Origin of the sequence: Mycobacterium sp. UM_Kg1, assembly GCF_000972925.1 — a bacterium.
GTDB lineage: Bacteria > Actinomycetota > Actinomycetes > Mycobacteriales > Mycobacteriaceae > Mycobacterium > Mycobacterium hiberniae.
Genome location: NZ_JRMK01000068.1, coordinates 1 through 23,214, shown reverse-complemented (window position 1 = coordinate 23,214; position 23,214 = coordinate 1). Strand labels below are relative to the sequence as shown.

Below are 23,214 nucleotides of genomic sequence, written 5' to 3'. Positions count from 1 at the left end.
CCCGGACCGCCACGAACCGGGTCATCCGATCGCGGTCAACGCCGGCCCCGTGCTGAAGGTGCAGCCCAACCTGCGCTACGCCACCGACGGCCGCACCGCGGCCACCTTCGCGCTGGCCTGCGACCAGGCCGGGGTGGCGCTGCAGCGCTACGAGCACCGAGCCGATCTGCCCTGCGGTTCGACCATCGGTCCGATGAGCGCCGCAGGTACCGGCATACCCACCGTCGACGTGGGCGCTGCGCAGCTGGCCATGCATTCGGCGCGGGAGCTGATGGGTGCTGGTGACGTGGCCGCCTACGCCGCGGCTCTGACGGCGTTCCTGGCCCCGCAGTGAGCCGAAATCGGTGCCATACACTGACCCCGTGACGTCCCTGACCACGCCGGACACCGTCGAACACGCCGCGGCGACGCCCGATCACCCGCAACCGTTCGCCGAGCTGGGCCTCAAAGACGACGAGTACCAGCGCATCCGCGACATCCTGGGCCGCCGTCCCACCGACGCCGAACTGGCCATGTACTCGGTGATGTGGAGCGAGCACTGCTCCTACAAGTCCTCCAAGGTGCACCTGCGCTACTTCGGGGAGACCACCACCGACGATATGCGCAAGGCGATGCTGGCCGGTATCGGCGAGAACGCCGGCGTCGTCGACATCGGCGACGGCTGGGCGGTCACCTTCAAGGTGGAGTCGCACAACCACCCGTCCTACGTCGAGCCCTACCAGGGAGCGGCCACCGGCGTGGGGGGCATCGTGCGCGACATCATGGCGATGGGCGCCCGCCCGGTCGCGGTGATGGACCAGCTGCGCTTCGGCGCCGCCGACGCGCCCGACACCCGCCGGGTGCTCGACGGTGTGGTACGCGGCATCGGCGGCTACGGCAACTCACTGGGCCTGCCCAACATCGGCGGCGAGACGGTCTTCGACCCCTGCTATGCGGGCAACCCGTTGGTCAACGCGCTGTGCGTCGGGGTGCTGAAGAAGGAAGACCTGCACCTGGCGTTCGCCTCCGGCGCCGGCAACAAGATCGTCCTGTTCGGGGCGCGGACCGGGCTGGACGGCATCGGTGGGGTGTCGGTGCTGGCATCGGACACTTTCGGCGGCGACGAGAGCGGTGCGGGCCGCAAGAAGCTCCCGTCGGTCCAGGTCGGCGACCCGTTCACCGAGAAGGTGCTCATCGAGTGCTGCCTGGAGCTGTACGCCGCCAAGCTGGTGGTCGGCATTCAGGACCTCGGGGGAGCCGGGTTGTCGTGCGCGACTTCCGAGTTGGCCTCCGCCGGTGACGGCGGCATGGCGATTCAGCTGGAGAAGGTGCCGCTGCGCGCGGCGAACATGACCCCGGCGGAAGTGCTGTCCAGCGAGTCGCAGGAACGCATGTGCGCCGTGGTCGCCCCGGAGAACGTGGATGCCTTCATGGCGGTCTGCGCCAAGTGGGACGTGCTCGCCACCGTCATCGGCGAGGTGACCGACGGTGACCGGTTGCAGATCACCTGGCACGGACAGACCGTCGTGGACGTGCCCCCGCGCACGGTTGCCCACGAAGGCCCGATCTATCACCGCCCCGTCGAGCGCCCGGAGACCCAGGACGCCCTCAACGCCGACCGCTCCGCGCGCCTGGTGCGCCCGGTGACCGGGGAGGAGCTGCGCGCGACGCTGCTTGCCCTGCTGGGCAGTCCGCACCTGTGCAGCAGGGCGTTCATCACCGAGCAGTACGACCGTTACGTGCGCGGCAACACCGTGTTGGCCGAGCATGCCGACGGCGGAATGCTGCGGATCGACGAGACATCCGGGCGCGGCATCGCGATCTCCACCGATGCCTCCGGCCGCTACACCAAGCTCGACCCCTACGCCGGCGCGCAGCTGGCGCTGGCCGAGGCCTACCGCAACGTGGCCGTCACCGGCGCCACGCCGATCGCCGTCACCAACTGCCTGAACTTCGGCTCGCCGGAAGACCCCGGGGTGATGTGGCAGTTCGCCGAGGCCGTCCGCGGTCTGGCCGACGGCTGTGCGGCACTGGGTATTCCGGTGACCGGCGGCAACGTGAGCTTCTACAACCAGACCGGCGCCACCCCCATCCACCCCACCCCGGTGGTCGGGGTGCTCGGCGTCATCGACGACGTCGCCCGGCGGATTCCGACCGCCTTCGGCGTCGAGCCCGGCGAGACGCTGATCCTGCTCGGCGACACCCGCGACGAGTTCGACGGATCGATCTGGGCGCAGGTGACCGGCGACCACCTCGGTGGGCTGCCGCCGAAGGTCGACCTCGCGCGCGAGCAGCTGCTCGCCGAAGTTCTCAGCGCGGCATCGCGCGACGGTCTGGTGTCGGCCGCCCACGACCTGAGCGAAGGCGGGCTGATCCAGGCCGTGGTCGAATCGGCGATCGCCGGTGAGACCGGATGCCGCATCCTGCTTCCCGAGGACGCCGATCCGTTCGTCTTCCTGTTCTCCGAGTCGGCCGGCAGGGTGCTGGTGGCGGTGCCGCGCACCGAGGAGAGCCGGTTCCGTTCCATGTGCGAGGCGCGCGGCCTGCCGGCCACCCGCGTCGGCGTGGTAGACCAGGCGTCGCAGGAGCTGGAGGTCCAGGGCCAGTTCACTGTGTCGCTGGCAGAGCTGCGCAGCACTTCCGAAGCAGTGCTACCGAGAATCTTCGGATAGCCAGATCGGCATGCAGGCGCCGGCGAGACACCCGCTGCTGGTGTGGGCGTGGAGCCTGCTGCGCCTGAATTTCGTCGGAATGGCGTTCGGGGCGCTGTTCTTCTGCCTGTCGCTGACGCCGTCGCTGTTGCCCCGCGACTGGTTGTTCCAAGGTCTGATCGGCGGTATCAACGCGGCCTTCGGCTATGGGTTGGGGGTGCTGATCGGCGCAACGGTGGACCGGCTGGTGCTGCGCGGTGCGAACTGGTGGCCGCCGCCGCGCCGGGTCTTGGTAGCGCTGAAGGCAGCGGTGGTGGTGGGGGCGCCGGCCGCGTGCGTCGTGATGCTGGTCCCGGCCGCGGGCTGGCAACGCCAGGTCTCCGAGCTGCTGGGCATAGAGGGTCCCGGCACCCTGGGCTACCTGCGCACCCTGGGCGTGGCGATCGGGATGGCGGCCCCGCTCGTCGCGGTCGTGCGGGTACTGATCGACGCCAGCCGGTTGCTGGCCCGGGCGTTGATCCGGCGGTGGCACCTCAACAGCGAAGTCGCCATGTTCATCGGCAGCGCGATCGTCGTCGTCGTGCTGACCATGTTGATCAACGGTGTGCTGATCCGCGGATTCTTCGCCGGCGCCAGCGCGGTGTTCCAGCCCGAGGACCGCGGCACGGTGCCCGGGACTTTCCAGCCGCAGCAACCGGAGCGCTCCGGCAGCCCGGATTCGGTGGCGTCCTGGGCCAGCCTGGGCAGTCAGGGCCGCACCTTCGTCGCCGGGGGACGGCGCGCCGACGAGCTCAGCCGGGTCAACCACCGGCCCGCCCGCGAACCCATCCGGGTGTACGCCGGTCTGAACAGCGCCGCCGACGACCAGGCCCGCATGCAGCTGTTGCTCGAGGAGCTGGATCGCACCCACGCCTTCGACCGGCGGGTCCTGGTGGTGGTGCCCACCACCGGAACCGGGTGGATCAACCCGGCGGCGGCCGACGCGGTGGAGATGCTCTACAACGGCGACACCGCAATCGTCGGTGTGCAGTACTCCTACCTGCCGAGTTGGATCTCGTTCCTGGCCGATCAGCGCAAGTCGATGGACTCCGGACGCCTGCTGGTGCAGACCATCGCCGAGCGCTGGCGAAGCCTGCCCGGCGCGCATCGGCCCAAACTGATGCTCTACGGCGAGAGTCTGGGATCGATGGCCGGGCAGGCCGCCTTCGAGTGGCTGCCCGACATCGCCGACATGGGCTATGAGGCCGTGCTGTGGGTGGGGCCGCCGCATCCCAGCCCGCTCTGGCATGCCCTGCTGGTGCGGCGCGACCCCGGCACCCCCGCGGTACTTCCGCGTTACGACAACGGCCGCACGGTGCGCTTCGCCCAGGGCACACTGCCGACCGAGATCGCCGAGACTGCCGCGCCGGAGTGGCCCGGCCCCCGTGTGCTGTTCCTTCAGCACGCCTCCGACCCGGTGGTCTGGTGGACACCGGATCTGCTGTTCGCGCGGCCCGACTGGCTGACCGAACCACCCGGACCGGACCGCACCGCCTCGATGCGCTGGTATCCGGTGGTGACGTTCTGGCAGGTCAGCGCGGACCTGTTTCACGGCGAGCAGATGCCCGCGGGGCACGGCCACAACTACTCCGGCACGGTTCTGGACGGACTCGTGGCAGTGCTGCCACCCGACGGCTGGACGGCGGCCGACACCGAGCGGGTCCGAGCTGCCCTGCACCGGTAGACACTCGCGGGGTTGGTGCGGCTCTCGGTGCGCCGGGGTCGTCTACCGCGGGGCGACGCGATGCGGGATGCTTCACCGATGGATCGCTATACCCGTGACGGCCTGGTCTTCGATGTCCGCGACGCCGGGCCGCCGGAGGGGCCCGTCGTGGTGTTGCTGCACGGCTTCCCGCAGCGAAACGACAGCTGGAACGCCGTCATCGACCGGCTCACCGCCGCCGGCTACCGATGCCTGGCGCCCAACCAGCGCGGCTACTCGCCGGGTGCCCGGCCCCGCCGGCGCCGCGACTATCGGATGTCGGAACTCGTGGCCGACATCGCGGCGCTGATCGACGCCAGTGGCGCGCAGCGGGTGCACTTGGTGGGACATGACTGGGGCGCCGCGGTCGCGTGGGGCGTGGCAGCCGAGCTGCCCGAACGGCTCGCCACGGTGTCGCCGGTGTCGGTGCCCCATCCCGCCGCCTTCCTGAAGTCGTTTGTCACCAGCAGTCAGGGGCTGGCTTCGTGGTACATGGGCTTTTTCCAGCTGCCCTGGCTGCCGGAGTGGCTGCTGACGCGCCGGCAAGGCGCCCTGGCCGCCAAGTCGCTGCGGCGCAGCGGCCAGATCGCGGACGCGGCCGAGCGGGATGCGCGGGCCATGACCGAACCGGGTGCGCTGACCGGCGGGCTCAACTGGTACCGCGGTATGCCGCTGTCGAACATCGGAGACAGCAACCAGCAGATCTCGGTGCCGACCATGTACGTGTGGAGCGACCACGACATGGCGCTGAAGCCCAAAGCGGCCCACGACACGGCCCGGTATGTCGACGCCGACTGCCGGTTCGAGGTACTGGAGGGTGTCTCGCACTGGATCCCGGACACCGACCCGGACCGGCTCGCCGACCTGCTGCTCGACTGGTTCGCCGCACACCCGGCGGACTGACATGGCCCCCGCCCGCCCCCGCCGGCAGCCGGACCCGGCACAGACCCGCGCAGCCGTGCAGGCGCTGGCGGCGTGGCTGCGCGATGAGAGCCTGCCGGCCCCCGACCGCGCCGAGTTGGCGGCCGCGGTCCGTCTGACGGCTCGCACACTGGCCGATCTGGCGCCCGGCGCCAGCGTCGAGGTGCGGATCCCGCCGTTCGTCGCGGTGCAGTGCATCGCCGGGCCGCGGCACACCCGCGGCACCCCGCCCAACGTGGTCGAGACCGATCCGCGCAGTTGGCTGCTGTTGGTCGCCGGCCTGCTCGATCCCGCCGACGCGACCGCCGCGGCGAAGCTGCGGTTGTCGGGTTCTCGGGCCGGCGAGATCGCCGAATGGCTGCCGTTGGTGAAACTTGACGCGTGTTGACCGTAGACTGAACGCGTCACTTAAGGCCCGTCCCCCTGGAGCAGCTGAAACGTGCCGGACCAGCAGGTAGTAGACCTTGAGAACGCACCCCGCGAAGAGTGCGGCGTCTTCGGGGTTTGGGCGCCCGGGGAAGACGTGGCCAAACTCACCTATTACGGCTTGTATGCGCTGCAGCACCGCGGCCAGGAGGCCGCCGGGATCGCGGTCGGCGACGGCTCGCAGGTACTGGTCTTCAAGGATTTGGGCTTGGTCAGCCAGGTGTTCGAGGAGCAGACGCTGGCTGCCATGCCCGGGCACGTGGCCGTCGGGCACTGCCGTTACTCCACCACCGGCGACACCACCTGGGAGAACGCCCAGCCGGTGTTTCGTCACACCGCAGCCGGCACCGGCGTGGCCCTCGGTCACAACGGCAACCTGGTCAACACCGCTGAACTGGCCGGACGAGCCCGCGAACTGGGGCTGATCGACACCCGCCAGCCCGGGGTGGCCACCACCGACTCCGACATCCTGGGCGCCCTGCTGGCGCACGGTGCCGCCGACACCTCGTTGGAGCAGGCGGCGCTGGAGCTGCTGCCGACGGCACGCGGTGCGTTCTGCCTGACCTTCATGGACGAGAACACGCTCTACGCGGCCCGCGACCCGTGGGGCGTGCGGCCGCTGTCGCTGGGCCGGCTGGACCGCGGCTGGGTGGTGGCATCGGAGACCGCAGCGCTCGACATCGTCGGTGCCTCGTTCGTCCGCGACATCGAGCCCGGTGAGCTGCTGGCGATCGACGCCGACGGTGTTCGCTCGAGCCGGTTCGCTAACCCCACCCCCAAGGGTTGTGTCTTCGAGTACGTCTACCTGGCGCGGCCGGACAGCACGATCGGCGGCCGGTCGGTGCACGCCACCCGGGTGGAGATCGGCCGTCGGCTGGCCCGCGCCCACCAGGTCGATGCCGACCTGGTCATCGGGGTGCCGGAGTCGGGCATCCCGGCCGCGGTGGGCTATGCCCAGGAGTCCGGCATCGACTACGGGCAGGGCCTGACCAAGAACGCCTACGTCGGACGGACGTTCATCCAGCCGTCCCAGACCATCCGCCAGCTCGGCATCCGGCTCAAGCTCAACCCGCTGCGGGAGATCATCCGCGGTAAGCGACTGATCGTCGTCGACGACTCGATCGTGCGGGGCAATACCCAGCGTGCCCTGGTGCGGATGCTGCGGGAGGCCGGCGCGGTGGAGGTGCACGTGCGCATCGCGTCCCCGCCGGTGAAGTGGCCGTGCTTTTACGGCATCGACTTCGCATCGCGGGCGGAGCTGATCGCCAACGCCGTCGATGACGAGGAGGGGATGGTCGAGGCGGTGCGGCGCACCATCGGCGCCGACAGCCTGGGCTACGTCGGCCAGGACGACATGATCGCGGCCACCGAACAGCCCACCTCGCGGCTGTGCTGCGCGTGTTTCGACGGCAACTACCCGATCGAGCTGCCCGACGACAGTGCCCTGGGCAAGAACGTCATCGAGCAGATGCTGACCAACACGGCGCTCAAAGCCGAAAGCGGCAACGACGCCGCGCTGAGTCAGTCCTGAGCCCCCGGTCATACCGCGCCGGCCTGGCATGACCGCCTCCAGCCTTGCGGGCGGCCACGGTCGGCAGTGCCGAACTGACCGACGCCGGCCACGAACTGGGACGGCTGGCGTCGGGTGAGTGCGCCGATATCATCGCCGTACCGGGTGATCTCGCCCTCAGCATCAGCGTCACCCTCGACGTGCGCTTTGTCGTGAAGGACGGCCAGGTCTACTCACGCAGGTGACAGGGAAAGCAGGACATGGATCTGACCAGCAACATCCTGTGGCTGCTCAAGCAGGCCTTCTACTACTCGCTGACCACCGTGAACGAAGCGATCAGCGAGCACGGTGTGAGCACCGCGCAGATCGGTCTGTTGCGCCAACTGGCCGGCGAACCGGGGTTGTCCGGCGCCGAGCTGGCGCGCCGTCTGCTCATCACCCCACAGGGCGTGCAGCTGGCGCTGAGCGCCCTCGAGCGCCGCGGCCTGCTAGAGCGTAAGCAAGATCCCCACCACGGACGCATCCTGCGCGCCTACCTGACCGACGAGGGGCGTGCGGTGACCTCGGCGGTGGTCGCGGATGCGATCGCCGCCCACGACCAGGTCTTCGGTGTCTTGAGCCTGGATGAGCAGGAGGCGTTGCGGGCACTGTTGTCGCGGGTCGTCGAGCAGGGCGCCGGGCACCCGCTGCTCGGCGACCACGTCGAGCCCTGACCGGCCAGCCGTCGGGGCCGGGTCGCGGTGATCCGGTGATCCTGGCAGCCACGAGGAGATGAGATGAGATGAGATGAGCGAACTCTCTACCGAAACCGAGCTTTTCGTTGCCACGGCCCGTGCCTTTCTGGACAAGACCGCAGCCTTAAGCGACCAGCGCGACCTGCACGCGCGCGGTGAATCCTATGACGAGGCCTGGTGGCGGCAGGCGGCCGAACTGGGGTGGGCCGGGCTGCTGGTGCCCGAGGAACTCGGCGGCGGCAGCGTCTCCGGCTGCGGGCTGCGGGACCTGGCCGCGATCGCCACCGAGATCGGACGCACCGTGGCACCGGGCCCGCTGTGTCCGGTCAGCACGGTTCTGGCGGGTCTGGTCGACGCCGACAACCGGCAGGCACACGCCCACAGCATCGCCGCGCTGCTCTGCGGGGAGCTGGTGGCTACCTGGGCCGCCGACGAACCGGGCCGGGGCTTTCACCCCCATCAGCCCGGGCTGACCGCGACCGCCACCGACGGCGGCTACCGGCTCAACGGAGTCAAAGACCGGGTTGAGGCCGGGGACCGGGCGGACCTGGTGCTGGTCGGCGCCCGCACCGACGACGGCGCGCTGCGCCAGTTCCTGATCCGTACCGACGCACCCGGAGTGCGGGTGACAGCGCAGCCCGGCATCGATCTGGTGAAGCGGTTCGCCCGCATCGAGTTCAGCGATGCCGAAGTCGACGCCTCGGCGGTGGTGGGTTCGGCGGCACAGACCGGTGCCCTCATCGACCGGCAGACCCAGGTGGGCATCGCCCTGGTCTGCGCTGAAGTCGCCGGCATCCTGGACGTCGTCATGACCATGACGGTGGACTGGGTCCGGGACCGGTACAGCTTCGGCCGGCCGCTGGCGTCCTACCAGGCGATCAAGCACCGGTTGGCCGACATGACCATGTGGTTGCATGCCTGCCGAGCGATAGCCGACGGCGCTGTGGACAAAGTGGCCGCACGCGACGACGACGCGGCCATGTGGTCCGCGGCCGCCAAGTCCTATCTCGGCGAGCACGCGGGCCGGCTGATTCAGGAATGCGTACAACTGCACGGCGGAATCGGCGTCACCTGGGAACACGACCTGCACGTGTATCTGCGTCGGGCCACCCTGTACCGCAATCTGCTCGGCACCCCCGCAGAGCATCACCAGGCCATCTTCGCGGCCGCCAGCAGCACGGAGCCCGCCGCATGAGCGACATCTCCGTGGAGTCCTTCGCCGCGTCGGCGCGCGACTGGCTGGCCGCCAACATGCCCCGCCTGGACCCGCAGCACCCCCCGCGCAACGGCCGCGATGACGAGGGTGCCTGGCAACGCGCGCGGGAACTGCAGCGGCGCCTGTATGACGGCGGCTTCGCCGGCATCTGCTTTCCCCGCGAATACGGCGGTCTCGGCCTGGATATCGGCTATCAGAAAGCCTTCGACGCCGAGTGCGCCGGTTATGAGATGCCGTTGATCCTCAACGTCCCCACCTTCACCATCTGCTGTGCCACACTGCTCGACACCGGCAGCGAGGAACAGAAGCGCCGCCACATCAGCGCCGCCCTGCGCGGCGACGAGGTGCTCGTGCAGCTGCTCTCCGAGCCCAGCGGCGGATCCGACCTGGCCGGCCTGATCACCCGAGCCGAGCGGGACGGCGACGACTGGGTGGTCACCGGGGCCAAGACATGGAGCACCAGCGCCTTCGCGGCAGACTTCGGGCTGCTGCTGGTGCGCACCGATGCGACGGTGCCCAAGCACGAGGGCCTGACCATGTTCCTGGTGCCGATCGACGCGCCCGGCATCACGCTGCGCCGCATCGAGCAGGTCGACGGCTCCAACGAATTCTGCGAGGAGTTCTTCGACGGGTTGCGGCTCGGGCCCGACGCGGTGGTCGGTGAGGTCAACAAGGGCTGGGACGTCGCCTCCCGGCTGCTCTACCACGAGCGCCGGGCGGTGGGCCAGGGCTCGGAGTTCGCCAGCGGGCGGGGGCCGGAACGCACCGAGATGGCCGCCGGGGACTTCCTGGCCCTGGCGCAGGAGTGCGGCACCGCCGACGATCCACTGACCCGGGATCAGATCGGCCGGGTTCTCGCCCGGCGCATGGTCCGCGACAAGCTCATCGACTACGCCGGGCGGGGCATGCGCAGCGGTGAGCTCCCGCCTGCCGCGGCCTCGATCATCCGGCTGTTCCACTCCGACGTGACCTATCTGGAGGTGGACACCGCCATGGCGGTCGCCGGACCGCTGGGTGTGGTGGACGACGAGACGCACCTGCTCAGAGTGGGTCGCCGCTACCTGTCGCGCCAGACCGTGGGACTCGGCGGGGGCAGCGACGAGATGGCGCGCAACGTCATCGCCGAACGCGTCCTGGGCCTGCCCCGCGAGTACGCCGCCGACCGTGGTGTGCCGTTCAACCAGGTACGCCACAACCGGCTCTGAGCACCTCAATGCCGAGCGCAATACCGTCCGCAGTCGGCTACCGGTAGCCTTTACCGCGATGACGTCAGCAGAATCGAATTCCCAGGGCGTTACCTACGCATCGGCCGGAGTGGACATCGCGGCCGGCGACCGGGCCGTCGAATTGTTCAAGCCATTGGCTGCCAAGGCCACCAGGCCAGAGGTGCGGGGCGGACTTGGCGGCTTCGCCGGCCTGTTCGCCCTGCGCAACGACTACCGTGAGCCGTTGTTGGCGTCCTCCACCGACGGCGTGGGCACCAAGCTGGCGATCGCTCAGGCCCTCGACAAGCACGACACGGTCGGCATCGACCTGGTGGCGATGGTCGTCGACGACCTGGTGGTCTGCGGCGCCGAGCCGCTGTTCCTGCAGGATTACATCGCCGTGGGCCGCACCGTGCCCGAGCGGGTCGCCGCGATCGTCTCCGGGATCGCCGAGGGCTGTGTGCAGGCCGGCTGCGCGCTGCTCGGTGGTGAGACCGCCGAGCACCCCGGCCTGATGGAACCCGACCACTACGACATCTCCGCGACCGGTGTCGGGGTGGTGGAGGCTGACAACGTGCTCGGCCCGGAGCGGGTCCGTCCCGGCGACGTGCTGATCGCGATGGGTTCCTCAGGACTGCATTCCAACGGCTACTCGTTGGCAAGGGCGGTGCTGCTCGACATCGACCGGATGAACCTGGCCGGCCACGTCGAGGAGTTCGGCCGCACCCTGGGCGAGGAGCTGCTCGAGCCCACCCGTATCTACGCCAAGGACTGCCTGGCGCTGGCGGCCGAGACGCAGGTGCGGACCTTCTGTCACGTCACCGGTGGCGGTTTGGCCGGCAACCTGGCGCGCGTCATCCCCGACGGACTAATCGCCGAGGTGGACCGTGGCACCTGGACGCCGGCGCCGGTGTTCGCGATGATCGCCCAGCGCGGACGGGTCAGTCGCGCGGAGATGGAGAAGACGTTCAATCTGGGTGTCGGCATGGTGGCCGTCGTCGCGCCGGAGGACACCGACCGCGCGCTGGCCATTCTGACCGCCCGCCACGTGGACTGCTGGCCGCTGGGCACCATCACCAAGCCGGGCAAGGATGCCGAACCGGGCGACGGGGCCAGGCTGGTCGGGGAGCACCCGAGGTTCTAGACCCCGGCGGTTCTAGGCCGGGTCCCACAGTCCTGTGGGGAGTGACAGATTCGGAGACGACTGCGCGCTCAGCGGCGCCAGTCGTCGTCGCCGTTCCAGGAGTCGTCACCGTCGGAGTCGTTGACCTCAGACCCTGCCAGCTCACGTTGGAGCTGGGTGAAATCGGTTGTTGGTGAGCTGTACTTCAGCTCTCGAGCAACCTTGGTCTGCTTCGCCTTAGCCCGGCCGCGGCCCATGGGGGGACCCCCTCGCGCAATAACGGAGCGGCCCAATGAACAGGCGGCTCCGATCTGAATGTGTGTTTTGTCCTGCCGACAGCTTACCGTGCCGCCGCACCAGTTATCGACCTGGCCTGTGTCGCCGTGATCACCGTCAGGCCCGGCCCCGTAGCCGGTCGACGGCCAGCCGCCCGGCACCCGGTGCATCCGGTGGTGGCACCGATTCCGGGTCGATCACCGCACTGACCTCGGCGTCGGCGCCGGTCCGCAGCGCAGTGTCGGCCGGGAGTGCGCGCTTGAGCAGCGCCAGTGCGATAGGCCCCAGCTCGAAATGGTCGACCACGGTGCCCAGCCGGCCCACCGGACGGCCCCCGGCGGTGACCGGGTCGCCGGTCGCGGGCCGGTCCACCGATCCGTCCAGGTGCAGCAGCACCAGCATGCGGGGCGGCTTGCCCAGGTTGTGCACGCGGGCCACGGTCTCCTGCCCGCTGTAGCACCCTTTGTCCAGGTGCACCGCGCCGGAGCCCGGCCCCCCGATCCAGTTCAGTTCGTGCGGGATGCTGCGCTCGTCGGTGTCCACGCCGAGCCGGGGCCGCACCGCTGCCACCCGGCGGGCCTCATAGGTCCACACTCCGGCAGGCCGTACCCCGGCGCGGGTCAACCGCTGCTGCCACTGGCCCTTGTCGGCGTGCGGGACCAGCAACTCCAGCGCGTCCTGGCCGGGTGTTCGGCGGACAAACCCGCCGGGGATCGGCGCCGCGACGGCGCCGGGGGGTGCGGCCAGCCCCAGCGCGTCGAGGACCTCCGGGCCGTCGCGGCCCGGACCCAGCAGCGAGAGCACCGCCAAGTCTGCGGGCTCGATGCGGACGTCGGCCCAGAACACCATCTTGCGCAGGTGTTCCATCAGCGGCGTGCCGCGCCACGGTTCGGTGTCCAGGTACGTCCGTTCCGACAACTCGGTCTGGACCCAGTGGTTCTGGATGTGCCCCCTGGGGTCGAGGGTGAGGTTCTCGGTGCTGGCGCCGTCGGCAAGATCGGCGACGTGCTGGGTGGACAGGCTGTGCAGCCACGACTTGCGGTCCGAGCCGCTCAGCTCGAGCACCGCGCGGTGGGACCGGTCCACCAACACGACGCCGGTCTCGGCGCTGCGCTGCTCGCCGAACGGGTCGCCATAGTGCCAGACGGCGCCGGCGTCGGGGCCGGAATCGGGTGCGGGGACGGCGGACACATGCCAACTCTACGGAGCCGCTACGCTCACGGTCCATGGCAGCCGACGCCGATGAGGACGACACCGTCGTGACGATCGTCACCGTGGGCGGCGGGCCGGCCGCGCCGGGCTCCCCGCTCCTGCACGCCGACGACCTGGCGGCGCTGCGCGGCGACGGGGTCTTCGAAACCCTGCTGGTGCGCAACGGCAACGCCTGCCTCCTCGACGAGCACCTGCACCGGCTGGCGCGTTCGGCCGAACTGATGGATCTGCCGGCCCCGGACCTGGACCAATGGCGCCGTGCGGCCGAGACCGCGGTCGAGCAGTGGACGGGCACCGGGGAGGGCGCATTGCGGCTGATCTACAGCCGCGGCCGGGAAAGCGGCTCGGCGCCCACCCAGTACGTGATGCTGACACCGCTGCCGGAGCGGATCCTCGCGGCCCGTCGCCAGGGGGTGGCGGCGGTGACCCTGGACCGCGGCCTGTCCGCGCAGGGCCTGCAGATGCCATGGCTGCTCGCCGGCGCCAAGACGCTGTCCTACGCGGTGAACATGGCGGCGCTGCGCTACGCCGCGAAGCATGGCGCCGACGACGTCATCTTCGTCAGTTCCGACGGCTACGTGTTGGAAGGCCCGCGTTCGACGGTGGTCCTGGTGGAACCCGGGCGGCTCATCACGCCGCCGCTGTCGCACCCGATCCTGCGGGGCACCACCCAGGAGGCGTTGTTCGTAGTGGCCCGCGGCGCGGGTTACCAGTGCGACTACGCCCCGCTGCGGCAGGCCGATCTGGCCGCGGCGCAAGATATCTGGCTGGTCTCCAGTATCACGCTGGCGGCCAGGGTGCACACCCTCGACGGCCGGGTGCTCAACCCCCGGGTGTCCGAGCGCGAATTCGCCGGACTGGTCGACACCGCTATCGGGCGCTGAGCCTGCGGTGGCCGGCGGCTGAAGCCCGTCAGTGCGGCGCTTAGCCGACGAAGCGGGACAGTCGCGCCGAAAGGTGCGGCACCAGCTCACCGTCGGCGTTCACCCGCTCCTCGACGTAGGCCAGGTCGCCGTCTTCGACGATGCCGTAAAGACGCTTGGCGCCGCCGATCAACGCCCCCGATTTGCTGCGTGCCAGCGCATCGGTTACCAGCTCCCAGGAGGCCGGGCCGTGCGGACGCCCGTAGAACAGCTCCACATAGCCGGTGGAGTGCGCCAGCAGCAGTTCGATGGCCTGGGACTCCTCGGGGTCGTCCGGATCGTCGATGAAACGCCAGAAGCCGGTCTCGCGCAGGGTCGGCTCGGTGGACTCGTCGCCGTCGGAGAGTCGCCAGGATCGCGCTTCCCAGTTCAGGTAGTCGCCGCCGTCGTGGGAGACCACGATCTGCTGCCCGAACCGGTAGTCACCGTGCGCGCCGTGACCCACGCCTTCGCCGCGCCACACCCCGACCAACGGCAGCAGTGCCAACAGGGCGTCGTGCAGGTTCGCACCTTCGCGCAGGTTGGCGGTGTCGGCGAACGGTAAGTCGTCGAAGACCGGGATATTGCGGGCGGCCGTCTGCTTGGCTCGTTCGGCGGCGGCGGCTACCGCACGGTCGCCGGAACCGCGCTCGACCGGGTGCTCACCGCCGGCCTGCGTGCCTGGGTCGGAACCGCTCACATCTCGTCGGTGATCAGCCGATACAGCGTGTACAGCGCGAACCAGGTGATCAGGCCAGTAGCCGCCACCAGCATCAACTCGAAGAACAACACCACGGGGGAAAGTCTAGCGGCGTTCGCAAGGCCGGCGGAGCCGGGTGCAGCGGGACGCCGCCGTCGGGCACCGCGACGCGTCAGGCGACTTTGATGTCCACCTCGTGCAGGCCCGCGCCCGACGGCGTCACCACGGCGTCGCCGTTGCCGGCCGAGGACAGTGCCCGCACCTTCCAGGCCCCCGGCGCCGCGAAGAACCGGAAGTCGCCGGTGGCCGAGGCGACGACCTCAGCGGTGAACTCGTCCGAGGAGTCCAGCAGCCGGACGAAGGCGCCACCGACCGACGCACCGTTGCTGTCGACCACGCGGCCGGTGATCACGGTCTCCTTCTCCAGGTCGACGTTGGCCGGCAGGGCGAGTCCTTGCTTGGGTCCAGAGCACATATCAGCTTCCCAATTCGATCGGGGCACCCACCAGGGAGCCGTATTCCATCCAACTACCGTCGTAGTTCTTGACATTGCGGTGTCCGAGCAGCTCACGCAGCACGAACCAGGTGTGCGACGAGCGCTCACCGATACGGCAATAGGCGATGGTCTCCTTCTCGCCATCGAGGCCGGCTTCGGCGTAGAGCTTGGCCAGTTCATCGTCGGACTTGAAGGTGCCGTCCTCGTTTGCGGCGCGGCTCCACGGCACGTTGATCGCGCTGGGGACGTGGCCGCGTTGCTGGCTCTGCTCCTGCGGCAGGTGTGCCGGGGCCAGAATCTTGCCGGAGAACTCCTCGGGGGAGCGCACATCGACCAGGTTCTTGGTGTTGATCGCTGCGATCACCTCGTCGCGGCGGGCACGGAGCGACTCATCGAGCTGCTTGGCGGTGTAGGACGTGGCCGGTCGGCTGACGGTTTCACTCGACAACGGGCGTCCGTCGAGCTCCCACTTCTTGCGGCCGCCGTCGAGCAGCTTGACCGACTCGTGCCCGTAGAGCTTGAAGTACCAGTAGGCGAAGGCGGCGAACCAGTTGTTGTTGCCGCCGTACAGGATGACGGTGTCATCGTTGGAGACACCGCGCTCAGAGAGCAGCTTGGAGAACGCGGCCGCGTCGACGACATCGCGCCGCACCCCGTCCTGCAGGTCCTTGCGCCAGTCGAGCCGGATGGCGCCCGGGATGTGGTTGATGTCATAGACGCTGGTGTCTTCGTCGACCTCGACGAAGACGATGCCGGGCGTGTCGAGATTGCTCTCGGCCCAGTCGGTGGAGACCAGGACGTCCGAGCGTGCCATGGTGGGAATCCTTTCGGTTAAGAACGAGGAAAGAGGGGGTCACGCCGCGTTCGGCCGCAGGCGCACGACAAGCGGGTAGAGCTGACAGCCCAGACAGATGCCGAACGCGGCGTTGAGGAAGGCCGCCGCCAGGGCGAAGGCGGTCGCGATCAGACCGAGCGTGGGTGCGAAGGCGAAACCTGCGACGCCCAGCACGGCGAACACCAGGCCGACGAGCTGGGCGAAGCGCAGCGGCGCCACCGGCTCACGCTCGCTGACCGGCCCCAGCCGCGGTGCGACGAATCGGGCGAACAACCGCCCGTAGGGGTGGCGGCGGGGCCCCAGCGCCGCGCCGATCGCGAAAACGGCTGCTTGGGCGCCCAGCGCAACGGCTGCGGCCGCCGGGCTGAACTGCGCGGTGAGCAGCACGGCCACCAGTACGGCGGTGGTGACCCAGGCGGCGAATCGGGGACCACGGACATCTACCTGCGCAGTGTCGGTGTGAGTGTCCTGCATGCAATGCTCCCTGGTGTTGTCGTTGCGAATGGCTGGTGGAGACATGCCACGGCATTCCGGGCGGCTCCGATAGCGACGCGAAAGCGCGGCGATTCAGCGACAACGACAACAGCAGCAGCCCGCGGTGCGGCACAGGTCGACTGTGCGGCGCTTGGTGAGCACAAGCTCAAGGCGGGCGAACACGAAGTACAGCCTACCCAACGCAGGGCTGGTCAGGTCAACAGGGGTTCGAGGGCCGAACGCAAGTCCGCCAGCGTCGGGACGCCGCTGGCGCGGTAGCGCTGTCGGCCGTTCGTGTCGAAGATCACCGTGGTCGGCAGCGACAACACCGAGAATCTGCGGGCGGCCTCCGGGTTGGCGTCGATGTCGACTTCCTGATGGGGGAGACCCCCGAGGTCATCGCAGACCTTCTCGACCACACGGCGCACCCCGGCGCACGGTCCGCACCACGGCGCGGAGAAGTGCACCACCGCCGGGCGGCCGGGCTCGATGCCGAGGAAGGCGGCGTCGGCGCTCGCGGTGGAGTCGCTGCGTTCGGGCAGTTCCCGCAGGACTCCGCCCCGCCGGTTCAGCCACCATCCGATGGCCCCGGCGGCCAGCAGGGCGGTGGCGATCGCGATGACGCTCATCGCGGGCGGAACTCCGGCAGGGTGACCGTCATGTCGTCGGCGATGCCCTCGATGATCACGTCGGACCCACGGGCGCCCTGGCTGGTCGGGACCAACCCGAACGGGAGTCGCTGCTGGGGCAGGCTGCCACGGAACGCGGTCAGTACCGCGACGCGCTGCTCGTCGGGAACATCCTGATCGGCGGTGTCCGGGCCGGTGAGGATGCCCGTCGGGGTGATCACCAAGGTGCTGTGGTCCGGGCCGGCGATCGACAGGTCCACCGCCACGCTCACCCGCTTGCCGAAGCCCGCGGGGGTGCCGGTGAACACCAGGCCGTGGCTGCTGGAGATTCCGGACTCGGTGGTGCCGCCGGTGTTGTCATCGGTCTCCGACGGCGGGGCCTCCACCATCAGGTCGCGAATGCCCAGATAGCGACCCAAATGCACAGAACCGATGATAATTCGACTCTCCAGTTTGGCCACCGGTATCGCAGCGTCGGGCCGGAATCGCCAGGTGGCCTCGGTCAGGTCGACCGAGTGCATGGTGGCCTCCAGCATCACCTTGCCGATCATCGGCTGCGTGACGGCGGGGGCCTTGATCTCCACTTCGTCGTAGTGATCACGGCGCGCCTGCGGCAGGAACGGGAAGCCCAGGATCGCCACGAACGGGTCCGCGGTGAGGTCGGTGGCCTTGCGCACGGCCCGGGATAATTGGTACTCGGCGTAGACGCCCGCCCCGAAATCAAACCCGGCGACCGCCACGACCAGTGCCGCGATCGCGGCCGACATCCCGATAAGCACCCTGCGCACCGAGTCATTCTGGCAGGTCGCACGCTATCGTTAGAGCACCTGGGACGCTGGAGGGCCTCGTTGGAGCTACTGCTGTTGACTGCTGACATGCACCCTGACGCGGTGCTGCCGTCCCTGTCGTTGCTGGCACACACGGTGCGGACGGCTGCTCCGGAGGTCTCGGCGCTGCTTGAAGCCGGTTCGGCCGAGGTGGTTCTGGTGGACGCGCGCACCGATTTGGCGGGGGCACGTGGGCTGTGCCGGCTGCTGAGTGCCACCGCGGGGTCGGTTCCGGTGGTCGCGGTCGTGACCGAAGGCGGTCTGGTGGCGGTCAACGCCGAATGGGGGATCGACGAGATTCTCCTTCCGGGTACCGGACCGGCCGAAACCGATGCCCGGCTGCGGCTGCTGACGGGCCGGCGCGGCGCACCGGCCGCCGAGCAGGCATCCGGACAGACCAAGCTCGGTGAGCTGCTGATCGACGAGGGCACCTACACCGCGCGGCTGCGGGGCAAGCCGCTGGACTTGACTTACAAGGAGTTCGAGCTGCTCAAGTACCTCACGCAGCACGTCGGCCGGGTCTTCACGCGGGCGCAGCTGCTGCAGGAGGTGTGGGGCTACGACTTCTTCGGCGGCACGCGCACGGTCGATGTGCACGTCCGGCGGCTGCGCGCCAAACTCGGGCCGGAATACGAGTCGCTGATCGGCACGGTTCGCAACGTCGGCTACAAGGCGGTCCGGCCGGCGCGGGGACAACATGCCGCCGACGCCGCGAATGACGAGGTGCTCGACGACCTCAACGGTGCCGACGGCGGTACTTCCGAGTCGCTGACCAGTCAGTGACCGCTCCGCACTGGCATGGCGCACTGACCGCGGACCAGCAGCGGCAGGTTCGTGAGCTGATCGCCGCCGCCGGTGAGCACGACGGCGTCGCGCCGGTGGGGGAGCAGGTGCTGCGCGAGCTCGCCGCCGCTCGCACCGAACACTTGATCGTCGCCGACGGGGCCGTCGCGGTGGGTTACCTGAATCTGGCCGCCGGCGATGCCATTCCGATGGCAGAGCTGGTGGTGGCGCCGCCGGCCCGGCGCCGGGGCCTGGGGACGGCGATGGCCCGCGCCGCGCTGGCCAGAACCGGCGGCCAGACCCGTTTCTGGGCCCACGGAACCCTGCCCGCCGCCCGCGCAACCGCTCAAGCCCTGGGGCTGGTCGCGGTCCGCGAACTGCTGCAGATGCGCAGGTCACTCCGGGGCGTACCGCAGCCGGCGATTCCGCCGGGCGTGTCGATCCGCAGCTACGCGGGCCCCGCCGACGACGCCGAGCTGCTGCGGGTCAACAACGCCGCGTTCGCCTGGCACCCGGAGCAGGGCGGCTGGACGGCGGACGATCTGGCACAACGGCGCACCGAGGCCTGGTTCGACCCGGGCGGCCTGTTTCTGGCGTTCGACGGACCGACGCTGCTCGGGTTCCACTGGACGAAGATCCACCGCGGCAAGCCGGGAGCCGAAAGCGCGGGGGAGGTATACGTCGTCGGGGTCGATCCGGCTGCCCAGGGACGCGGCCTGGGCCGGGTGCTCACCGAGGTGGGGCTGGTCTATCTCGCCGAGCGGCTCGCCGATGTCGACTCGGCGATCGTGCTGCTGTATGTCGAGGCGGACAACACCGCGGCGTTGCGCACCTACGAGCAGCTGGGTTTCGCCGTGTACAGCGTCGACACCGCTTACGCCGCGGTTGATCAGGCCTGACAACTCGCCCAATCAATTCACCACCCGTTCATCTGCCATGTGGTTGCCATCCATGAGTGCCGCATACGTTCCGGAGTGATCTCAATGCCGAGTGAGAAAGCGAGAACTGATGACACGCACGACGGCGGGTCTTGCGCTGGTGGCAGCCGCTATGACCGGGCTGGCGTTGAGCGGCTGTGGCAGCGACGACAACGGTGCGAGCGCTACCAGCACCGGGATCACTACGGGCGCAGCGGATTCCGCTGAGTGCTCCGGGAAGAGCACGTTGACTGCCGAGGGTTCGACCGCTCAGCAGAATGCGATCGCGGTGTTCAACCAGGTGTGGGGCCAGCAGTGTTCGGGAAAGAACCTCTCCTATAACCCGACCGGTTCGGGTGCGGGCCGCGAACAGTTCATCGCCGGGCACGTCGACTTCGCCGGATCCGACTCGCCGCTGAGCCAGGCGCAGGTGGCCGAGGCCGCTGCCCGGTGTCGCCAGAACCCGGCGTGGCATCTGCCGCTGGTGTTCGGGCCGGTCAGCATCGCCTACAACCTCGACGGGGTGGACAACCTGGTGGTCGACGGCGACGTGCTCGCCGGCATCTTCAGCGGCGGCATCACCCGCTGGGACGACCCCGCGCTGGTCGCCCTCAACCCGGGAACGCAGCTGCCGGCGATGGACATCACGCCGATCTACCGATCGGACTCCTCGGGCACCACCGACAACTTCCAGAAGTACCTCAGCGCCGCAGCGCCGCAGGCCTGGACCAAGGGCGAGGGCAGCGAGTTCCAGGGCGGCGTGGGCGAAGGCGCCCAGAAGTCGGCCGGGGTGGTGCAGGCGGTGCAGAGCACTCCGGGTGCCGTCGGCTATGTCGAGAAGGGCTTCGCCGACCAGGCCGGCCTGCTCTCGGCGCTGATCGATTCGGGCTCGGGAGCAGTCGCCGCGACCGACGACACGGCCGGCGCCGCGATCCAGTCCGCCGGATACCTCTCCGAGGACAGCAACGACATGCGTCTGGACCTGAGGTCGCTGTATGGCACCAAGCAGGCCGCCGCCTACCCGCTAGTCTTGGTGACCTACGAGATCGTCTGTTCGAAGGGCTACGACGCCGACACCTCGGCCGGCGTGAAGTCGTTCCTGCGGTCGGCCTCCACCAGCGGCCAGGGCGAACTGGCCGCTGCCGGATACGTTCGGTTACCGGACCAGTTGAAACGGCGCCTGAGTGCCGCGATCGACGCGATCCAGTAGGCGGCGTCCCGCAAGCGATCAGGGGGTGTCGAGCATCGCCGAGTCGTCTGTGTCCGCGCCTGTGTCCCCGTCTGCGTCATCGGTGAGGTCGACGGCGGTGCGTTCTACCGCAAGCCGCCTCCAGGACCGGATATTCCGCCTGTCCGCGGCCGGCTCGGCGGTGCTGATCATCGTCGTGATCACGGCCGTCGGAGGCTTCCTGCTGCTACGCGCAATACCGGCGCTGCAGCGCAACCGGGAGAACTTCTTCACCTACGGCGGCAGCTGGGTCACCACCGACACCTCCGCCATGCATTTCGGCATTGCCGAGATGCTGCAGGTGACGGTGTTCGTCTCGCTGTTCGCCCTGTCGCTGGCCATGCCGGTTGCGCTGGGTGTGGCGGTCTATCTCGCCCAATACGCGCCCCGGCGCCTCGTCGGGCCGCTGGGATACATGGTGGAACTGCTGGCGGCAGTGCCGTCGATCATCTACGGGGCGTGGGGTCTGTACGTGCTCGCTCCGCGGTTGCGGGGCACCGCGCTGTGGCTCAACGAACACCTCGGCGGGTTCTTCCTGTTCGCCACCGGCAACGCCTCGGTAGCCGGCGGCGGCACCATCTTCACCGGCGGAATCGTGCTGGCGGTGATGATCCTGCCGATCATCACCGCCGTCACCCGCGAGGTGCTGGCCCAGACACCCCGTGGCCAGATCGAGGCCGCCCTGGCGCTGGGGGCGACTCGCTGGGAGGTGGTCAAGATGGTGGTGTTGCCGTTCGGCCGCTCCGGCTACATCAGTGCCGCGATGCTCGGTCTGGGCCGCGCGCTCGGTGAGACGGTCGCCCTGCTGATCATCCTGCGTTCCACTCAGAAGGCGTTCAACTGGTCGTTGTTCGACGGCGGTTCCACCTTCGCCACCAAGATCGCCGCCACGGCATCGGAGTTCAACGACCAGTACAAGGCAGGTGCCTACATCGCGGCCGGGCTGGTGCTGTTCGTGCTGACGCTGATCGTCAACGCGCTGGCGCGCATTGCGATCACCCGAAAGGTTCCGTCATGACCGCGTTGCTGGACCGGCCCGTCAAGCCGCGCACGTTCGCGGGGGTGGGGCCGCGCCGGCGGATGGCCAATGCGATTGCCACGGTGCTAGTGACCCTCGCGATGGCCTTGGCCCTGGTGCCGCTGGTCTGGGTGATGTTCTCAGTGCTCAGACTCGGTTTCGGCGCCGTATCTTCCAGTGACTGGTGGACGCACTCGCAGGCCGGCATGACCGCATTCGTGGCCGGCGGCGGCGCTTACCATGCGATCGTCGGGACGCTGCTGCAAGGACTGCTGTGCGCCGCAATCTCCATCCCGATCGGCATCTTCGTGGCGATCTACCTGGTCGAATACGGCGCCGGCACCAGGCTGGGCAAGCTTGCGACGTTCGCGGTGGACATCCTGACCGGGGTGCCGTCGATTGTCGCGGCGCTGTTCATCTACGCCCTGTGGGTGGCCACCCTCGGGTTTCAGCGATCCGGTTTCGCCGTCTCGCTGTCATTGGTGCTGCTGATGGTGCCGGTGATCGTGCGGGCGACCGAGGAGATGCTGCGGATCATTCCGATGGACCTGCGCGAAGCCAGCTACGCGTTGGGGGCGCCGAAGTGGAAGACCATCACCAGCATCGTGCTGCCCACGGCGTTGTCCGGGATCGTCACCGGGATTCTGCTGGCGCTGGCCCGGGTCATGGGCGAGACCGCGCCGCTGCTGATTCTGGTCGGCTATTCGCAGGCGATGAATTTCGATATGTTCCACGGCTTCATGGGATCGTTGCCGGGGATGATGTACGACCAGACGTCGGCGGGCGCCGGCGCAGCTGCAGTGCCGACAGACCGTCTCTGGGGCGCTGCTCTGACGCTGATCCTGCTGATCGCGATACTCAATGTCGCGGCCAGGTTCGGGGCGCGCATCTTCGCCCCCAAGAAGTTCTAGATCTGACTCGGCAACACCCAGCGGTGGGCGAACAAGGAGAGCTGCACGGTGGCTAAAAGGTTGGACCTGGCCGACCTCAACATCTACTACGGGTCGTTTCATGCGGTGGCCGACGTGACGTTGTCGGTCGCGCCGCGAAGCGTCACCGCGTTCATCGGGCCTTCGGGATGCGGGAAATCGACGGTGCTGCGCACCCTCAACCGGATGCACGAGACCACTCCCGGGGCCCGCATCGAGGGCACGGTGCTGCTCGACGGCGAGGACATCTACCTGCCCGGAATCGACCCGGTGGGCGTTCGGCAGGCAGTCGGAATGGTGTTCCAGCGTCCGAATCCGTTTCCCACCATGTCGATTCGCGACAACGTGGTGGCCGGCCTCAAACTGCAGGGCATCCGCAACCGCCGTGCGCTCGATGAAACCGCAGAATTCTCGCTGCGCGCCGCCAATCTGTGGAACGAGGTCAAGGACCGGCTGGACAGGCCCGGCGGCGGGCTGTCGGG

At 69.1% G+C, this 23,214-nt stretch carries 25 protein-coding genes and 2 pseudogenes; 18 read left to right on the top strand and 9 right to left on the bottom strand.

The annotated features are described in order from the left end of the window. From LI92_RS12125 to purM, 11 genes and pseudogenes are all read left to right on the top strand, one after another. Positions 1–334: pseudogene (locus LI92_RS12125) on the top strand (M18 family aminopeptidase); the annotation flags it as partial. A gap of 37 nt (positions 335–371) precedes the next feature. Further along, entirely contained in the window at positions 372–2,651 is a 2,280-nt protein-coding gene (gene purL, locus LI92_RS12120; RefSeq protein ID WP_192830040.1) for a phosphoribosylformylglycinamidine synthase subunit PurL, read from the top strand. Positions 2,652–2,661: 10 nt separating this feature from the next. Then, positions 2,662–4,353, top strand: coding sequence for an alpha/beta hydrolase (locus tag LI92_RS12115; RefSeq protein WP_046319210.1), 1,692 nt, complete (start codon positions 2,662–2,664; stop codon positions 4,351–4,353). Positions 4,354–4,431: 78 nt separating this feature from the next. Then, entirely contained in the window at positions 4,432–5,274 is an 843-nt protein-coding gene (locus tag LI92_RS12110; RefSeq protein WP_046319209.1) for an alpha/beta fold hydrolase, read from the top strand. A gap of 1 nt (position 5,275) precedes the next feature. Next, the gene (locus LI92_RS12105) at positions 5,276–5,680 is read left to right on the top strand and encodes a sterol carrier family protein (protein WP_046319208.1); all 405 of its coding nucleotides are present in this window, start codon (positions 5,276–5,278) and stop codon (positions 5,678–5,680) included. 51 nt (positions 5,681–5,731) lie between these two features. Continuing rightward, positions 5,732–7,249, top strand: coding sequence for an amidophosphoribosyltransferase (purF, locus tag LI92_RS12100; RefSeq protein ID WP_046319206.1), 1,518 nt, complete (start codon positions 5,732–5,734; stop codon positions 7,247–7,249). 32 nt (positions 7,250–7,281) lie between these two features. After that, positions 7,282–7,473: pseudogene (locus LI92_RS12095) on the top strand (amidohydrolase family protein); the annotation flags it as partial. Between the two features lie 15 nt (positions 7,474–7,488). Continuing rightward, positions 7,489–7,941: a MarR family winged helix-turn-helix transcriptional regulator gene (locus tag LI92_RS12090; protein WP_046319203.1), complete on the top strand. Its 453-nt coding sequence runs from the start codon at positions 7,489–7,491 to the stop codon at positions 7,939–7,941. 73 nt (positions 7,942–8,014) lie between these two features. Next, on the top strand, positions 8,015–9,157 hold the full coding sequence (locus LI92_RS12085; RefSeq protein ID WP_046319202.1) for an acyl-CoA dehydrogenase family protein: 1,143 nt from the start codon (positions 8,015–8,017) through the stop codon (positions 9,155–9,157). Then, positions 9,154–10,383 (top strand): acyl-CoA dehydrogenase family protein, encoded by a 1,230-nt coding sequence (locus LI92_RS12080; protein ID WP_046319201.1) that lies wholly within the window; start codon positions 9,154–9,156, stop codon positions 10,381–10,383. The genes LI92_RS12085 and LI92_RS12080 overlap by 4 nt, the downstream gene beginning before the upstream one ends. 58 nt (positions 10,384–10,441) lie before the next feature. Continuing rightward, positions 10,442–11,527, top strand: a complete 1,086-nt coding sequence (gene purM, locus LI92_RS12075) for a phosphoribosylformylglycinamidine cyclo-ligase (RefSeq protein ID WP_046319200.1) — start codon at positions 10,442–10,444, stop codon at positions 11,525–11,527. A 68-nt stretch (positions 11,528–11,595) separates the two neighbouring features. Here purM and LI92_RS22350 read toward each other — a convergent pair whose 3' ends face one another. After that, a complete protein-coding gene (locus LI92_RS22350; RefSeq protein WP_082104164.1) occupies positions 11,596–11,763 on the bottom strand; it encodes a DUF3073 domain-containing protein in 168 nt (55 codons plus the stop codon). A 136-nt stretch (positions 11,764–11,899) separates the two neighbouring features. Further along, positions 11,900–12,973 (bottom strand): CAF17-like 4Fe-4S cluster assembly/insertion protein YgfZ, encoded by a 1,074-nt coding sequence (ygfZ, locus tag LI92_RS12065; protein ID WP_046319198.1) that lies wholly within the window; start codon positions 12,971–12,973, stop codon positions 11,900–11,902. Between the two features lie 35 nt (positions 12,974–13,008). Between ygfZ and LI92_RS12060 the strand changes: the two genes are divergently transcribed. Next, a complete protein-coding gene (locus LI92_RS12060; RefSeq protein WP_046319197.1) occupies positions 13,009–13,878 on the top strand; it encodes an aminodeoxychorismate lyase in 870 nt (289 codons plus the stop codon). A gap of 40 nt (positions 13,879–13,918) precedes the next feature. Here LI92_RS12060 and LI92_RS12055 read toward each other — a convergent pair whose 3' ends face one another. From LI92_RS12055 to lmeA, 7 genes are all read right to left on the bottom strand, one after another. Then, a complete protein-coding gene (locus LI92_RS12055; protein ID WP_046319196.1) occupies positions 13,919–14,596 on the bottom strand; it encodes a heme-binding beta-barrel domain-containing protein in 678 nt (225 codons plus the stop codon). A gap of 172 nt (positions 14,597–14,768) precedes the next feature. Then, complete coding sequence (locus tag LI92_RS12045) at positions 14,769–15,071, bottom strand: DUF1416 domain-containing protein (RefSeq protein ID WP_046319195.1); 303 nt, start codon at positions 15,069–15,071, stop codon at positions 14,769–14,771. Between the two features lies 1 nt (position 15,072). After that, the gene (locus LI92_RS12040; protein ID WP_046319193.1) at positions 15,073–15,906 is read right to left on the bottom strand and encodes a sulfurtransferase; all 834 of its coding nucleotides are present in this window, start codon (positions 15,904–15,906) and stop codon (positions 15,073–15,075) included. 39 nt (positions 15,907–15,945) lie between these two features. Continuing rightward, a complete protein-coding gene (locus tag LI92_RS12035) occupies positions 15,946–16,401 on the bottom strand; it encodes a DUF4395 domain-containing protein (RefSeq protein ID WP_046319191.1) in 456 nt (151 codons plus the stop codon). Positions 16,402–16,494: 93 nt separating this feature from the next. Beyond that, entirely contained in the window at positions 16,495–16,563 is a 69-nt protein-coding gene (locus tag LI92_RS24510; protein ID WP_350355359.1) for a putative leader peptide, read from the bottom strand. A 50-nt stretch (positions 16,564–16,613) separates the two neighbouring features. Then, complete coding sequence (locus LI92_RS12030) at positions 16,614–17,030, bottom strand: thioredoxin family protein (RefSeq protein ID WP_046319190.1); 417 nt, start codon at positions 17,028–17,030, stop codon at positions 16,614–16,616. After that, positions 17,027–17,818 (bottom strand): mannan chain length control protein LmeA, encoded by a 792-nt coding sequence (lmeA, locus tag LI92_RS12025; protein WP_192830039.1) that lies wholly within the window; start codon positions 17,816–17,818, stop codon positions 17,027–17,029. The genes LI92_RS12030 and lmeA overlap by 4 nt, the downstream gene beginning before the upstream one ends. Before the next feature lie 60 nt (positions 17,819–17,878). On the opposite strand from lmeA, the gene LI92_RS12020 reads away from it, so the two are divergent. The 6 genes from LI92_RS12020 to LI92_RS11995 all read left to right on the top strand — a co-directional run. Then, a complete protein-coding gene (locus tag LI92_RS12020; protein WP_046319185.1) occupies positions 17,879–18,640 on the top strand; it encodes a winged helix-turn-helix transcriptional regulator in 762 nt (253 codons plus the stop codon). Further along, on the top strand, positions 18,637–19,539 hold the full coding sequence (gene mshD / locus LI92_RS12015) for a mycothiol synthase (RefSeq protein WP_046319182.1): 903 nt from the start codon (positions 18,637–18,639) through the stop codon (positions 19,537–19,539). The genes LI92_RS12020 and mshD overlap by 4 nt, the downstream gene beginning before the upstream one ends. A 109-nt stretch (positions 19,540–19,648) precedes the next feature. Then, positions 19,649–20,767, top strand: a complete 1,119-nt coding sequence (gene pstS / locus LI92_RS12010) for a phosphate ABC transporter substrate-binding protein PstS (protein WP_046319180.1) — start codon at positions 19,649–19,651, stop codon at positions 20,765–20,767. Between the two features lie 97 nt (positions 20,768–20,864). Further along, entirely contained in the window at positions 20,865–21,803 is a 939-nt protein-coding gene (pstC, locus tag LI92_RS12005; RefSeq protein ID WP_286135052.1) for a phosphate ABC transporter permease subunit PstC, read from the top strand. Further along, positions 21,800–22,714, top strand: a complete 915-nt coding sequence (gene pstA, locus LI92_RS12000) for a phosphate ABC transporter permease PstA (protein WP_046319179.1) — start codon at positions 21,800–21,802, stop codon at positions 22,712–22,714. The genes pstC and pstA overlap by 4 nt, the downstream gene beginning before the upstream one ends. Positions 22,715–22,762: 48 nt before the next feature. Next, the coding region (locus LI92_RS11995) for a phosphate ABC transporter ATP-binding protein (RefSeq protein WP_046319215.1) at positions 22,763–23,214 on the top strand (452 nt) is incomplete at its 3' end.